The following is a 13,584-nucleotide window of genomic DNA, read 5'->3' on the forward strand; positions in this document are numbered from 1 at the left end:
CCCGACACGTCAGACGGGCCGGGGTTTCCCACCTTACGGCGCGGGTCCGACACCCGCGCGAGGGATGCCGCCCCGCGCGCCACAAAAGATCTTGGAGGGCGGTGTCAACCGGGACCGGGGGCACAGGCGTATACACAGCGAGATCTGTCCAGCACCGGGAGCCGCATGACCGTCGAGGAGTTCGAGGAGTTCTACGCGCACTCCGTGAAACACCTGGTGGGACAGGTCTACCTGATGACCGGCGACCTGCACGAGGCGCAGGACGTGGTCCAGGAGGCCTTCGTACGGGCCTGGGCCCGGCGGGGCCGGCTTTCCCGGGACGCCGGGCCCGAGGCGTGGATCCGCACGGTCGCCTGGCGGCTCGCCGTCAGCCGCTGGCGGCGGCGCGGGCGGGCCGCCGAGGCCTGGCGGCGCCACGGCGCCGCGGCCCCGGCGGCGGCCGGTTCACCCGACCCCGCGACGGTGGCGCTGGTCGGCGCCCTGCGGACGCTGCCGGAGCGGCAGCGGCGGGTCGCCGTCCTGCACTACGTCTGCGACCTGTCCGTGGAACAGGTGGCCGCCGAGACCGGCATCGCGGCGGGCACCGTCAAGACCCACCTGTCCCGGGCGCGCGCCGCGCTCCGGCCGCACTTCGAGGAGGCGCGCGGTGAGTGACCGCACGGGGAGCGACTCCCCCGGTTCCGCTGGTTCCGACGATGTCCCCGGGTACGACGATCAGCTCGGCGGGTACGACGATCCGCTCGGCGGGTACGACGATCCGCTCGGCGCCCTGCTCAAGCGCGCCGCCGGTGACGCCGGGCGCCGGGTGGCGCCCGCGCCGGTCGCCGCCGTCGAGGCGCGCGGGACCCGGCGCAGGCGGCGCAGGCTGGCGGCGGTGTCCGCCTGCGCGGTGTGCGTCCTCGGGGCGGGCGGCGCGCTCGCGGCCGTCGGCCTCGGCTCGGGGTCCGCGCACCGGGACGCGCCCCCCGCGGCGCCGTCCGCGCCCCGGGTCAGCGGCTCCGCCCCCGTCGACCGCTCCGGGCCGGGCGGCCTGTCCTCCTCCGCTCCGGCGGGGTCCTCGTTCCCGTCGGGGCGGCCCTCGCCCGGCGGCCCGGGGCCCGGGTCCGCCTCGCCGGAGGCGGACCCCGGCGCGGGTACGGGGATCACCGCGGGCCCGCTGCCGCCGGACCCGGGGGTCAGCGGCTCCGGGGGCCCGGGGCTCACGCCGAACCCCTCGCGCCCGGCGTACACCGCCTCGCCCGGGTCCTCCGTATCGCCGGGCGCCCTCGGGGTGCCCGGCGCGGGCAGCGAAAGCCCCCGGCGGTGACCGCGCTCCAGGCCCCGGCCGCCCCGATACCGGTCCGGGCAGCGGCCCGGGCGCGGGGGCCCGTACCGGCTCCCGGGCCGCCCGGTGCGGCGGCGGTGGCCGCGCGCCGGGCTCCGCAGCTGCTCGCCGCGGTCCTCTTCGCCGCCTACGCCCTGCTCTCGGTGCTGCGCTACGAGCGCCTGGAGACCATGTCCTGGGACCTCGGGATATTCGAGCAGGCGGTCAGGGCGTACGCGCACCTGCGGGCGCCCGTCGTCGAGCTCAAGGGGCCGGGCGCCAACATCCTGGGCGACCACTTCAGCCCGGTCACCGCGCTGCTCGCGCCCTTCTACCGGCTCTGGCCGACGCCCGTGACCCTGCTCGTCGCGCAGGCCGCGCTGTTCGCGCTCTCCGCCGTCCCCGTCACGCGGGCCGCGGTCCGGCTGCTGGGGCGGGCCCGCGGGCTGGCGACCGGGACGGCGTACGGCCTGTCCTGGGGGATGCAGCGGGCCGTCGAATTCGACTTCCACGAGATCTGCTTCGCGCTCCCGCTGCTCGCCTTCGCCCTGGAGGCGCTGCTGGAGCGGCGCTGGCGGGCCGCGCTGCTGTGGGCGCTGCCGCTGGTCCTGGTGAAGGAGGACCTCGGGCTCACCCTCGCCGCGCTGGCCTGCGTGGTCGCCCTGCGGGCCCGCGCGGGCGATCCGCGCGCGGCCCGGCTCGCCGTGTGGGCCGCCGCGTTCGGGGCCGTGGCGAGCGTCCTGGCCTTCGCCGTGGTCATCCCCGCCTTCAACTCCGGCGGCGGCTACGACTACTGGAACAAGGTGACCGGGGAGGGGCCCGCCGCCGCCCTGACCGGCGGCTTCGGCATCAAACTCGCCACCCTGGGCTGGCTGTTGATCCCCACCACCGGTCTGCTGGCGCTGCGCTCACCGCTGCTGCTGGTGGCCGCGCCCACCCTGGGCTGGCGGTTCCTGTCCGGGGACCCGCACTACTGGTCCACCGACTGGCACTACAGCGCGGTCCTGATGCCGGTCCTCACCCTGGCGCTGGTGGACGCGGTGGACCGCGCCCGGCGCTCGCCCCTGCCGTGGCTGCGCGCGTACGCCCACCAGCTGCCCTCCGCCGTCCTGGCCACCTCGCTCGCGCTGAGCGTGACGGCGCTGCCGCTGGCCCGGCTGGCCGAGCCGGGGACGTACCGGATGCCCGAGCGGGTGGCGGCGGCCGAGCGGCTCTTCGCGGGCGTCCCGGACGGGGCGGTCGTGGAGGCGGACATCGCGCCGGTGGCCCGGCTCACCTCGCGCTGCCGGGTGTTCTGGATCGGCGATTCCCGCGGCCGGGTGCCCGACTGGATCGTCTTCGACGACTCCTCGGGCGGGGCCGGCGACCCGCGCGCCTACGCCCTGCGGCTGCACCCCGACGCGGAATTCGTCCGGGTGGACGAGGGCGGCGGCTTCGTGCTGATGCGGCGGACCGGCCAGAGCTGAGCACCCGGCCCCGGAACGCCGGTGGCCCCGGATCCCGCCGATGAGGGCTGGATCCGGGGCCACGGGGGACCGTACGGCCGGGGGCCGCGGCGGCCCTTACGCGATCACTCGCTGCCGATCGCGTTCAGGATGTTCATCCGGCCCGCCCGGAAGGCCGGGACCAGCGCGGCGAACAGGCCCACGAACGCCGATCCGGCGAAGACGCCCAGGATCGTCCCCCACGGGATCTCCAGGACCTTCATGCCCTGCAGGGCCAGCAGCTGCTGGCCGGCGGCGCCCCAGCCCATGCCCAGCCCGAGGCCGAGCAGTGCGCCGAAGAGGGCGATGACCACCGACTCCAGCCGGATCATGCGGCGCAGCTGGCGGCGGGAGAGGCCGATGGCGCGCATCAGGCCGATCTCGCGGGTCCGCTCGACCACGGAGAGGGCGAGGGTGTTCACGACGCCCAGGACCGCCACGATGATCGCGAGGGCGAGCAGGCCGTAGACCATGTTGAGCAGCTGGCCGACCTGGTCCTTGAGGGACTTCTTGAAGTCGGTCTGGTTGCGCACCTCGTACTGGGGGTACGCGGCCATCGCGTCCTTCATGGCGCTGTAGGCGGCCTCCTGCTTGCCCGCCTTGGCCTTGGCGAACATGATCAGGTTCTGCGGCATCTTGTCGGCCGGGACGTACTGCGCGGCGGTCGTGATGCTCGTGTACATCGCGCCCTTGTCGATGCTGCCCTCGTCCGAGGTGACGGCCGCGAGCTTCAGCTTGGCGCTCGAACCGGCCTTGAAGGCGACCGTCAGCTCGTCGCCGACCTTCAGGCCGTGCGCGGTCGCGTAGGTCTGGCCGACCGACATGGCGTTCTTGCCGTACGCCGCCGGGAGTTCGCCGGAGACGGTCTTCTTGCGCAGGTCCTCGGCGTACGTCGGGTCCGCGGCGGACAGCGTCTTGTCCTCGGTCCTGCCGTCCGGGGTGGTCACCTTGGCGTCGAGGATTTTGTACGAGGTGACGTGGTCGATGCCGGGGACGGAGCGCAGCGTCTGCTCGGCCTGCGGGAGGACCGGCTGGCCGTTCTGCGACTGGATGATGAAGTCCGCGCCGACCGAGCGGTCGAGCTCGTCGGTGGCGGAGGCCACCATCGAGGAGCCGACCACCGACAGGCAGGCCACCAGGGCCAGGCCGATCATCAGCGCGGCGGCCGTGGCGCCCGTACGGCGGGGATTGCGCAGCGCGTTGCGCTCGGCGAGCCGGCCGACCGAGCCGAAGGGCCGCAGCACCGCGCCGGCGAGCACCCGGACCACGGCGCCCGCCAGGACGGGGCCGATCACGATGAAGCCGATCAGGGTGAGGACCACGCCGAGGGCGAGGAACAGCGATCCGGCGGCCGCCTTGTCGGCACTCGCGGTGGCGAACAGGGCGGCGCCGCCGATGCCGGTGAGGACCAGGCCGATAACGGCGCGGACCACGCCCGCCTTGCGGTCACCGGGGGTGCCGGCGTCGCGGAGGGCGGCCATCGGGGAGACCTTGCCCGCGCGGCGGGCCGGGAGGTAGGCGGAGACGACGGTGACGACGACCCCGAGCAGGATGCCGAGGACCGGGGTGGTCCACAGCACGGTCAGGTCGTCGGTGGACAGGTGCATGCCCATCTGGCCCATGAGCTTCATCAGGCCGACGGCCAGGCCGACGCCCGCACCGACGCCGAGCACCGAGCCGATCACACCGAGCAGGAACGCCTCGATCAGGACGGAGCGGTTGACCTGCTTGCGGTCGGCGCCGAGGGCGCGCATCAGACCGATCTCGCGGGTGCGCTGGGCGACCAGCATCGAGAAGGTGTTGAAGATCAGGAAGATGCCGACGAGGAACGCGATCCCGGCGAATGCGAGCATCGCGTACTTCATGACGTCGAGGAACGAACCGACGTCCTTGCGGCCCGCGTCGGCGGACTCCTTGGCGGTCTGGAGCTTGTAGGTGCCCGCGCCGACGGCGGTGGCGATGTTCTGCTTGAGCTGGTCGTCGCTCACGCCGTCCTTGGCGACGACGTTGATGTGGGTGAAGGCACCGGGAGTGCCGATCAGGCCCTGCTGGGCGGTGGCGGTGTCGAAGTACACGACGGCCGCGCCCGGGTTGGTCACCGTGAAGGTGGTGATGCCGCTGATCTTCGCGCGGAGGTCACCGCTGAGGGCGATCGTGCGCAGCTCGTCACCGAGGGCCAGGTGGTGCTTCTTCGCCGTGTCGGCGTCGACCATCACCTCGGTGGGTCCGCGCGGCGCGTGCCCGGAGCTGATCCTCATGGACTTGAGCTCGTTGTCGTTCCAGCTGCCCGCGATGGTGGGGGCGCCGGTCGTCGAGCCCATGTTCTCGTTCTTGGCGTTGACCACGGTCACGGCCATCGATACGACGCCGCCCTCGGCGGACTTGACGCCCTCGGCCTTCTTGACCTGGTCGACCACCGAGCCGGCCAGCGCCTCGGGGCGGCCGCGCTGGCGGCTCTCCTCGTCGTCCGCGGCCTGCTTGGGGCTGACGGTGACGTCCGCGCTGGTGACCGCGAAGAGCTTGTCGAAGGTCGTGTTCATGGTGTCGGTGAACACGAGCGTGCCGCAGACGAAGGCGACGGAGAGCAGCACGGCTATCGCCGAGAGCGCCATCCGGCCCTTGTGGGCGGCGAAGTTGCGCAGCGAGGTCTTCAGGACGGTCATGACGTGCGCCCGCGCGCGTCGAAGTCCTTCATGCGGTCCAGGACCAGCTCGGCGGTCGGGTCGGACATCTCGTCCACGATCCGGCCGTCCGCGAGGTAGAGCACCCGGTCCGCGTAGGACGCGGCCACCGGGTCGTGGGTGACCATGACGATGGTCTGGCCCAGCTCGTCGACCGAGCGGCGCAGGAAGCCGAGCACCTCGGCGCCCGCCCGCGAGTCCAGGTTTCCGGTCGGCTCGTCCCCGAAGATGATCTCGGGGCGGGCGGCCAGGGCGCGGGCCACGGCCACGCGCTGCTGCTGACCGCCGGACAGCTGGGTCGGGCGGTGCTTGAGGCGGCCGGAGAGACCGACGGTCTCGACGACCTGGTTCAGCCACTCCGCGTCGGGCCTGCGGCCCGCGATGTCCATCGGGAGCGTGATGTTCTCCAGCGCGTTCAGCGTCGGGAGCAGGTTGAACGCCTGGAAGATGAAGCCGATCCGGTCCCGGCGCAGCTGCGTGAGCTTCTTGTCCTTGAGACCGGTGATCTCGGTGTCGGCGAGGTGGATCTGACCACTGCTCACCGTGTCGAGACCCGCGAGGCAGTGCATCAGCGTGGACTTGCCGGAGCCGGAGGGGCCCATGATCGCGGTGAACCGGCCGCGGTGGATGTCGACGTCCACGCCGTCGAGGGCCACCACACGGGTCTCGCCCGTGCCGTAGGCCTTGACGAGCTGCCGCGCTCGCGCCGCGACGGCCACATGCCCTCCAGCGCCCCCGTGCCGGGTATCGGTCATTGCGGTTGTCACGGCGTTCTCCTTGGTTGATGCGTGTGCGACTCGTGCGTGCGCGACTGGTCGCGTGACGGGCGGATCTCCCGGATCTCATCCGGAGCCGGCCCCACCCCCGTGGGAGCCGCCCCCCAGCGGCCCGTAGGAACCAGTTAAGAAGGCGGGGGGACTTTCGGCCTCCTCCGTCGGGACGAAAGGCCTCTGCTCCTTACTGGGGAGCAACCCCTAGGGGACGTCCCCCCTCGGGGTGAGGCGGCCTGGGGGATACCGCCCGCAGACCCGCGGTGAGATGGTGTTCTCCGCCGATGCGTGCACAGTGAAGGGATCTTGGTGGGTACGGGGGGCAAGGGAACAGGACCAGGACAAGGACCAAGGCCAGGGCCGGGGGCGGGCGCGGAGTCCGCCGCCGCGGCGGCACCGGGAGCGGGCGCGGAGGCGGGCCCGGGCGCGGCCGTCGGGGCGCGCGCCCGGCCGCGTACCGCCGTGGTCGCCGCGCTGATGCTCACCATGGGCCTGGTCGCCCTCGACAGCACGATCGTGGCCACCGCCGTCCCGCAGATCGTCGGGGACCTCGGCGGCTTCTCCGTCTTCTCCTGGCTCTTCTCCGGCTATCTGCTCGCCGTCACCGTCTCGCTGCCCGTGTACGGGAAGCTGTCCGACACCTTCGGCCGCAAGCCGGTGCTCCTCTTCGGCGTCGCCCTCTTCCTGGTCGGCTCGCTGCTGTGCGCGGCCGCCTGGAACATGGCCGCGCTGATCGCCTTCCGCATCGTCCAGGGGCTGGGCGGCGGCGCCCTCCAGGGCACGGTGCAGACCCTGGCCGCCGACCTGTACCCGCTGGGGGAACGGCCCCGGATCCAGTCCCGGATGTCGACCGTGTGGGCCACCTCCTCCGTCGCGGGGCCCGCGGTCGGCGGGCTGCTCGCCGCCTATGCCGACTGGCGCTGGATCTTCCTGATCAACCTGCCGCTGGGCGGGCTGGCGCTCTGGCTGATCGTCCGGCACCTGGCCGAGCCGGTACGGGCCCCGGGCGCCCGGGGCCGGATCGACTGGGCGGGCGCGCTGGCCGTGTTCGCCTGCGGCGGGCTGCTGCTCTTCGCACTGGTTCAGGGCGGGGTCGCCTGGCCCTGGCTGTCCGCGCCGTCCCTGGGCCTGCTGGCGGGGAGCGCGGCGCTGGCCGCGGTGGTGGTCCGGGTGGAGCGGCGGGCCGAGGAGCCGATCCTGCCGGGGTGGGTCTGGCGCCGCCGCACCATCGCGGCCGTCAACCTCGCGATGGCCGCGCTGGGCCTGCTGATGGTGGCCCCGATGGTCTTCATGCCGACGTACGCCCAGGCCGTCCTGGGCCTCGGGCCCATCGGCGCCGGGTTCGTCATGTCCGCCATGACGCTGAGCTGGCCGATATCCGCCGCGTTGAGCCAGCACGTCTACCGCCGGATCGGCTTCCGCGACAGCGCCGTCATCGGCATGTCGCTGGCCGCCGCCGTCCTCTTCTCCTTCACCCTGCTCCCCGCGCACGCCCGGCCCTGGCAGCCCGCGCTGGTCATGCTGCTGCTCGGGTGCGCGCTCGGGCTCTTCCAGCTGCCGCTGATGATCGGCATCCAGGCCACCGTGGGCTGGGCCGAGCGCGGCACCACCACCGCCTCCGTCCTCTTCTCCCGGCAGGTCGGCCAGAGCATCGGCGCAGCGCTCCTGGGGGCCGTCGCCAACGCCACCATCGCGGGCCGGCTGGCCGACGCCCCGATGACCGGGCTGCCCTCCCACCTGGACGACGTGTCCAAGGCGCTGGCGGAGCCGGGCTCGCTGCCGACGGCCGCGGCCGACTACCTGCGGGGGTCGGTGGCCACCGCCGTCGACCACATCTACCTCGGGGCGACCGCGGCCGCGGTGGCGGCGGTGCTGGTCCTGCTCCTGCTGGCCCCGCGCAGGTTCCCGGTGCTGACGGAGGCCCAGGACCGGGAGGACCGGGAGGGCGGAGCCTCCTGACCCCGGCCGCGAACGGCCGTACGGCGTGGCGGACTTGTCATGGACCCGGCTACGCGGTACACCACGGACGGGAACCGAACTGGGGGAATCGACGATGGCCTGGCTACCCGCTCTGCTGACACTCGTGGCCGCACTGTGCCTGGGGTACTGGGCCCTGCGCGCCCACCCCGGCCTGGTGACCGGCCGGGACGGCCGGATGTCCACGTCCAAGACCCTGGCCGCCGCCTGGACCGGGCTGCTCGTGTGGATGCTGATCGTGCTGCTCGGGTACGGGCTGACGCAGGGCATCGGCTGGTTCCGCGGTCCGGAGCACCCCTTCGCGTCCCTGACCGAGGTCTACCTGCCGCTGCTCGGCGGACCGTACCTGGCCCTCATCGGGGCCAAGGGAGTGGTCGGGCTGCGCGTGCAGAACGGCCACCTCTTCAAGCCGGAGAAGCAGCCCGCGCCCGGCACCGCGCCCACCGGCCCCGCCGGGTCCGCCCCGCCGCTGCCGATGGGCGAGCTCATCTCCAACGACTCGGGCCAGACGGACCTGATGGACCTCCAGTACGTCGCCTTCAGCATCGTCACGATGCTCTACGTCGCCGCCTTCTTCGTGGCCGACGTGGGCGCGGGCCTGCCGAAGCTCCCGTCGGAGATCTGGGCGCTCACCGGCGCCCCGGCCGCGGCCTACCTGCTCAACAAGGTGGCCACCCGCCCCAACCCGGTCATCACCCGCGTCACGCGCGTCGGCGACCTCCTGCGCATCGAGGGCGGCGGCTTCTGCGACGACCCCCTGCACGGCAAGGTCCGGGTCACCATCGGCACGGAACCGCAGCGGGAGGCCGACCTGACCACCGACGGGATGCTGACCCTCGTGCGCCCGGCCCCCGCCGACGGCCCCGAGGCCCCCTTCGCGGTGTACGTGACCTCGCGCGGCCTGCGCAGCGACCCGTACGTCTACGAGCCACCGGCCCCGGTCGTGGCGCAGCGCCCCGCCCCGGCCGACCAGCCGACCCCGCAGCCGTAGGCCGCGGACGGCGGACGGCGGACGGCGGACGGCCTAGGCCTCGCCCTTGGTGTGGCGGGCGTAGTACCGCGCCACCCGGGCCCGGTTCCCGCAGACCCCGGCCACGCACCAGCGCCGCCGGGGGTTCGCGGGCAGGAAGAGCAGGACGCACTCCGCCCCCTCGCAGCCGCGCACGTCACCGACCCGGGGGTCGGTCAGCAGGTCCGCCGCCGCCTCGGCCAGCTCCGCCGCGAGCCGCCGGGCGGGATCCGCGGCCTGCCGGTGCGCGGGCGCGGTGAGCCCGCCGTCCGCCGTCCAGGCGAGTGCGCGGTGGGCGGGGGCCGCGGCCAGGGCCCCGTTCAGCACCCGCAGCGTGCCGGCGGGCGGCCGCTCCCCCCGCCGGACCGCTTCGAGCGCCGCGCGCACGGCCTCCCGTACCGCGTGGACGCGGGTCAGCTCGGCGTCCGTCACCGCGGCGAGCGGGGTCAGCCGTCCCGCCTGTTCGGCCAGCCAGGCCGCGAGGCCCGCCGGGGTGGCGATGAGATCGCCGAAGGCCGGGGAGCGGGTGTTGACGAGGTCCAGCGCGAGCGGCTCACCGAGGAGCGGGAAGGTCACGGTCACGTCCCCCACCCTACCTCCCTGACTAATGGATGAGACACCCCTTGACCCGTTAGACCGTTCCGGGCAAGACTAATGCCATCAAGCCAAGGGGAGGCATGTGATGAGCACTCCGCTCACCGTTTCGGTTCCGCAGGTCCACCACCGGTACGCCGACGTGGCGGGCGTCCGCGTCTTCTACCGGGAGACCGGCCCCGCCGACGCCCCGGCGCTCCTGCTGCTGCACGGCTTCCCCACCGCCTCGCACCAGTTCCGGCGGCTGATGGACGCGCTCGGCACCTCCCACCGGCTGATCGCCCCCGACTACCCCGGCTTCGGACACACCGAGGCGCCGGAGGGGTTCACCTACACCTTCGACCGGCTCGCCGACATCATCGAAGGCTTCACCGAGGCCCTCGGCCTCGACCGCTTCGCCCTGTACGTCTTCGACTTCGGGGCCCCCGTCGGCCTGCGCCTCGCCACCCGCCACCCCGAGCGGGTCACCGGCCTGGTCGTCCAGAACGGCAACGCCTACGAGGACGGGCTCTCCGACATGGCCCGCGAGTTCACGGGGCTGCGGCGCGCGGTGCCGGGCGACGAGGAGCGGGTCCGGGGGCTGTTCACGCTCGACGGCACCCGCTTCCAGTACGAGACCGGCGTGGCCGACACCTCCCTGGTCTCCCCCGACAGCTGGACCCTGGACCAGCACTTCCTGGACCTGCCCGGCCGCGCCGACGCACAGGCCGACCTCGCCTTCGACTACGCGAACAACCTGACGCTGTACCCGGCCTGGCAGCGGTGGCTGCGCGAACACCGGCCGCCGACGCTGGTCCTGTGGGGCACCGGCGATCCGTTCTTCCTCGCGGCGGGCGCCAAGGCGTACGCCCGCGACCTGCCCGACGCCGACATCCACCTCTTCGACGGCGCGGGCCACTTCGCCCTGGAGACGCACCTGCCGGAGATCGCCACCCTGGTCGACGGCTTCCTGACCACCCTGCGGCCGAACTGACCGCGGGGGGGGGCCGGACGGGCCGGGGCCTTGCGGGGCCGGGCCGGGCCGGGGCCGGGCGGGGGTCAGCCCTCCGCGGGGGCCCGGCCCGTCAGGGCCGCCAGGCTGGAGCGGACGTGGTTCATGTGGGCCCGCATCTCCTCCTGCGCCAACTCGTGCTCCCGCAGGATCCGCTCCGTCTCGCGCACCGTGCGCTCCTCCAGCACCCGCGCCCCGGACAGCAGCTCCGCCGCCCGCGCCTCCGCGTCCTCCTGGCCGTGCCGGGCGGCCTCCTCCGTCTCCGCGAAGTCCCGCTTGGCCTCCGCCAGCAGGCCCTCCGCCCGCCGCTCCAGCTCCGCCAGCCGCGACTCCAGCGCGGCCTCGCGCGCCGCCAGCTCCCGCTGCGCCGCCTCCCACCGGTCCGCGTGCTCCTGCTGGAGGTCCGCCAGCAGCGCCTCGGCCCCGCGGCGCGTCTCCGCCAGGTCCGCCTCGGCGTCCTCCCGCCAGGCCGTCGCCTCCTCCCGGGCCTGCGCCCGGATGCCGTCCGCCTCGCGCTGGGCCCGCTCCAGGCCCTGCCGGGCCCGGACCTCCGTCTGCTCCCGCACCGCGTCCGCGTCCTGCCGGGCCAGCTCCGCCGCCCGGTCCGCGTGCGCCTCGGCGGCGCCCTGGATCGCCGCCACGTCCGCCCGCGCGTCCGCCCGTACGCTGTCGGCCTCTTCCAGCACCAGCCCGAGGATCCGCCGCGCCCGCTCGCTCAACTCGTCGTACGTCTGCGGCGCGAGCGAGGCCACCACCGCCCCCAGGCGCTGCGCCTCCGCCTCCAACTGCCGTTCGAGCACCGTCAGCCGGGCGACCCGTTCCCAGGCCTCGTCACGGCTTCCGGACAGCCGGGCGAGGTACCGGTCCACCTCGTCCGTCCGGTAGGCGCGACCGCGCACGGTCTCGAAACCCCGCGGTCGCGGTGACATGGGTGCACTCATCCGGAAAGCGCCTCTCTCGCGTGGCGTGCGGCTTGTGGCCGATGCGCGTGGATTCCTGTCAAGGATGCGTCATTTACGTACGGAAGCGGCAATGGCCGGGCCGGGACCCCGTTCGGGGGTCCCGGCCCGGCCATGCACAAGAGATGCCCAGCCGATCTTCGGATCAACCGAGGATCGGACGGGCGATCACAGCAGTCCGTCCCACATCTGCTCCAGCAGCACCGACCACCAGTTCTCCGGCGACGCCAGGGCCGCGCTGTCCAGCGCCGCCAGCTTCATCTGGAAGTCGGCCGTCCAGCGCCCCGCCTGTTCGGGCGTCAGGTGCATCCGCAGCCGCCACATGTAGCCCAGCATCGCCAGACACCGCGCGAACTGCGGCAGGCTCGAATTCACGAACTGCGGCGGCACCGGACCACCGCCCGGACCCGCCTCGACCGGCACCGCGACGATGTGCGCCGTCCCGTACTGGACGCAGAGCGCCTTGCCGAAGTCACTGCCCACGACCAGGTACGAACCCGCGTCCGGAGCCGGCTGCACCTGCCGCTGCGCCGCCATCTCCGCCAGCGTCGGCACCGGCTGGCCCGGTACCGCCTGCGCCCAGAAGAACGGACCGAAGTCCACCGGCAGACCCGACCACACCAGCGTCTGCGCGACGATCTCCGGCACCCCCTGACGGGACACCGCGCGCTGCTCGAACCGGAACACGCCCTGCGGACCGAAGGCCTGCGTCAGCTCCGCCGCGATCGCCTCCAGCGGGATCGCGGGCTCCAGCGGCACCTGCGCCAGCGGCGCCCGGACCGGCGCGGGGCGCGCCGGACCGTCCGCCACCTGGTGCAGCTCGCCCTGATGGGTGAGCAGGTGCCGCATGCCCTGCTGCCGGCCCGCGTGATCCGTCCCGTACGGCGCCACGCTGGTGATCCGCACCTGCGGCCAGGTCTCCCGGATCATCCGCGCGCAGTAACCGCCGGGCAGCTCACAGGACTCCAGCTCGGTGTGCAGCTCCAGCACCTGCTGCGGCGGCACGCCCATGGCCCGCAGCTCGTGCAGGATCTGCCACTCCGGGTGCGGGGTACCGGGCGCCGAGCGGCGGATGAGCTGCTGCTCGGAACCGTCCTGGCCGCGGTAGCGCAGCACGGCCTGGTAGCCGGGGCCCACCGTGGGCACGCCGGGCTGCTGCGGTGCGTGTGCCTGTGCCTGTGCCTGCGGCTGCTGCGGGGCCTGCGGGGCGGGTCCGGGCGGCGCGGGCGGCTGACCCGTGACCGCGGGTCCGGCCAGCATCGTCGCGGCATGCTGCGCCCCGCCACCGGGAGCCCCCGGCGGGCCGGGAGGCGCGGGCGGCTGACCCACGGCGGGCCCCGCCAGCATCGTCGCGGCATGCTGCGCCGCGCCACCGGGCGCACCCGGAGCACCGGGCGGGCCGGGGGGCGCGGGCGGCTGGTTCACGGCCGGACCGGCCAGCATCGTGGCGGCGTACTGCGCCCCACCACCCGGAGCACCCGGCGGGCCGGGAGGCGCGGGCGGCTGGCCCGCACCCGGAGCACCGGGCGGGCCGGGGGGCGCGGGCGGCTGGTTCACGGCCGGACCGGCCAGCATCGTGGCGGCGTACTGCGCCCCACCACCGGGAGCCCCCGGCGGGCCGGGGGGCACGGGAGGCCGGCCCGCACCCGGAGCACCCGGAGGCGCGGGCGGCTGGACCACGGCCGGACCGGCCAGCATCGTGGCGGCATGCTGCACCCCGCCACCGGCGCCACCCGGAGCACCGGGCGGCCCGGGAGGCGCGGCCACGATGTCCTGCGCCTTGTCGTCGATCGTCGCCGTGCCGTAGACGTAGCCG

At 74.3% G+C, this 13,584-nt stretch carries 11 protein-coding genes; 6 read left to right on the top strand and 5 right to left on the bottom strand.

Annotation, left to right across the window (positions count from 1 at the left end; genetic code table 11):
* Positions 1-165 precede the first annotated feature (165 nt).
* The 3 genes from ABT084_RS29740 to ABT084_RS29750 are packed head-to-tail and all read left to right on the top strand — an operon-like array spanning position 166 to position 2,769.
* Positions 166-654 carry a SigE family RNA polymerase sigma factor gene (locus ABT084_RS29740; protein WP_351050332.1) on the top strand — a complete coding sequence of 163 codons (489 nt, stop codon included), beginning with the start codon at positions 166-168 and terminating at the stop codon, positions 652-654.
* Positions 647-1,306, top strand: a complete 660-nt coding sequence (locus ABT084_RS29745; protein WP_351050335.1) for a hypothetical protein — start codon at positions 647-649, stop codon at positions 1,304-1,306. The genes ABT084_RS29740 and ABT084_RS29745 overlap by 8 nt, the downstream gene beginning before the upstream one ends.
* Positions 1,303-2,769, top strand: a complete 1,467-nt coding sequence (locus ABT084_RS29750; RefSeq protein WP_502969227.1) for a DUF2079 domain-containing protein — start codon at positions 1,303-1,305, stop codon at positions 2,767-2,769. The genes ABT084_RS29745 and ABT084_RS29750 overlap by 4 nt, the downstream gene beginning before the upstream one ends.
* 104 nt (positions 2,770-2,873) lie before the next feature.
* Here ABT084_RS29750 and ABT084_RS29755 read toward each other — a convergent pair whose 3' ends face one another.
* Positions 2,874-5,450: an ABC transporter permease gene (locus ABT084_RS29755; protein ID WP_351050337.1), complete on the bottom strand. Its 2,577-nt coding sequence runs from the start codon at positions 5,448-5,450 to the stop codon at positions 2,874-2,876.
* Complete coding sequence (locus ABT084_RS29760; RefSeq protein WP_502969228.1) at positions 5,447-6,223, bottom strand: ABC transporter ATP-binding protein; 777 nt, start codon at positions 6,221-6,223, stop codon at positions 5,447-5,449. The genes ABT084_RS29755 and ABT084_RS29760 overlap by 4 nt, the downstream gene beginning before the upstream one ends.
* A gap of 324 nt (positions 6,224-6,547) precedes the next feature.
* On the opposite strand from ABT084_RS29760, the gene ABT084_RS29765 reads away from it, so the two are divergent.
* Together ABT084_RS29765 and ABT084_RS29770 are read left to right on the top strand one after the other, a co-directional pair.
* Entirely contained in the window at positions 6,548-8,197 is a 1,650-nt protein-coding gene (locus tag ABT084_RS29765; protein ID WP_351050343.1) for an MDR family MFS transporter, read from the top strand.
* Positions 8,198-8,291: 94 nt separating this feature from the next.
* Positions 8,292-9,206 (top strand): hypothetical protein, encoded by a 915-nt coding sequence (locus tag ABT084_RS29770; RefSeq protein ID WP_351050345.1) that lies wholly within the window; start codon positions 8,292-8,294, stop codon positions 9,204-9,206.
* A gap of 33 nt (positions 9,207-9,239) precedes the next feature.
* Here ABT084_RS29770 and ABT084_RS29775 read toward each other — a convergent pair whose 3' ends face one another.
* Positions 9,240-9,806, bottom strand: coding sequence for a CGNR zinc finger domain-containing protein (locus ABT084_RS29775; RefSeq protein WP_351050348.1), 567 nt, complete (start codon positions 9,804-9,806; stop codon positions 9,240-9,242).
* Between the two features lie 100 nt (positions 9,807-9,906).
* Here ABT084_RS29775 and ABT084_RS29780 point away from each other — a divergent pair, with 100 nt between their 5' ends.
* Positions 9,907-10,791 carry an alpha/beta fold hydrolase gene (locus tag ABT084_RS29780; RefSeq protein WP_351050351.1) on the top strand — a complete coding sequence of 295 codons (885 nt, stop codon included), beginning with the start codon at positions 9,907-9,909 and terminating at the stop codon, positions 10,789-10,791.
* Positions 10,792-10,856: 65 nt separating this feature from the next.
* Here the strand turns inward: ABT084_RS29780 and ABT084_RS29785 are convergent, their stop codons facing one another.
* Positions 10,857-11,738 carry a coiled-coil domain-containing protein gene (locus ABT084_RS29785; protein ID WP_351050354.1) on the bottom strand — a complete coding sequence of 294 codons (882 nt, stop codon included), beginning with the start codon at positions 11,736-11,738 and terminating at the stop codon, positions 10,857-10,859.
* Positions 11,739-11,936: 198 nt separating this feature from the next.
* Positions 11,937-13,584: SUKH-4 family immunity protein (locus tag ABT084_RS29790; RefSeq protein WP_351050357.1), on the bottom strand; the 1,648-nt coding region annotated here is incomplete at its 5' end.

It is taken from the genome of Streptomyces sp. NPDC002138 (assembly GCF_040296485.1).
Lineage (GTDB): Bacteria > Actinomycetota > Actinomycetes > Streptomycetales > Streptomycetaceae > Streptomyces.

What these genes read in the sequence shown, in the direction of transcription:
- ABT084_RS29755 (WP_351050337.1), bottom strand. Translation starts at nt 5,450, where the DNA reads ATGACCGTCCTGAAGACCTCGCTGCGCAACTTCGCCGCCCACAAGGGC.
- ABT084_RS29780 (WP_351050351.1), top strand. Translation starts at nt 9,907, where the DNA reads ATGAGCACTCCGCTCACCGTTTCGGTTCCGCAGGTCCACCACCGGTAC.
- ABT084_RS29770 (WP_351050345.1), top strand. Translation starts at nt 8,292, where the DNA reads ATGGCCTGGCTACCCGCTCTGCTGACACTCGTGGCCGCACTGTGCCTG.
- ABT084_RS29740 (WP_351050332.1), top strand. Translation starts at nt 166, where the DNA reads ATGACCGTCGAGGAGTTCGAGGAGTTCTACGCGCACTCCGTGAAACAC.
- ABT084_RS29785 (WP_351050354.1), bottom strand. Translation starts at nt 11,738, where the DNA reads ATGTCACCGCGACCGCGGGGTTTCGAGACCGTGCGCGGTCGCGCCTAC.
- ABT084_RS29760 (WP_502969228.1), bottom strand. Translation starts at nt 6,223, where the DNA reads ATGACCGATACCCGGCACGGGGGCGCTGGAGGGCATGTGGCCGTCGCG.